This is a genomic window from Arthrobacter sp. ZGTC131, from assembly GCF_002929275.1.
Taxonomy (GTDB): Bacteria; Actinomycetota; Actinomycetes; order Actinomycetales; family Micrococcaceae; genus Arthrobacter.
In genome coordinates this window covers 1-548 of the sequence record NZ_PJIK01000096.1, presented here as the reverse complement: position 1 = coordinate 548, position 548 = coordinate 1, and the positions used below count along the sequence as shown (strand labels likewise).

Below are 548 nucleotides of genomic sequence, written 5' to 3'. Positions count from 1 at the left end.
TGATCAGTGGGTCAATTCTCCCAGTCACAACATCAACCTGCTGAGTCCCAAGATAAACACTATTGGAATCGGCCTTTTCACCACCGGCAACAGGGACGCCGCCCAGTATCCTAAAAACTATTACATGTGGGGCACGCAGCAATTCTATAATTTTCCCGAAGAACTTCCTGCCCAGACATATGCGCACCCCGATGACTACTTCGAAGGCCGGGATTCGCTCAACAACCCGGACAAGCTGATAGTCATCCGCAATCCGAACATTGACCACGACCGCGGAACGTACAGTCTCCTTCCGGTCGAAGGGGTGCGTTACTTCGTCAACGGCACCGAAAAGGTGGTAGGTACCTATTCGGGAAACTGGGAAAAGGTGACCATCGAGTACCGGCCGATCACCGGTTACCGGCTTGCTGCAGGGAAGACAAGCTATATATTTGAAATCGATTGCTCCCTGAATATCCAGGAGACTGAAGCCGCGCACCCGCAGTTCACGGATAGCACCGGAACCTATCTGATTAATGAAAGCTGGGGGGTGGAATACTACGTGAATG

At 51.8% G+C, this 548-nt stretch carries 1 protein-coding gene; it reads left to right on the top strand.

The annotated features are described in order from the left end of the window. The coding region (locus tag CXQ90_RS22575) for a hypothetical protein (RefSeq protein WP_219816757.1) at positions 1-548 on the top strand (548 nt) is incomplete at both ends.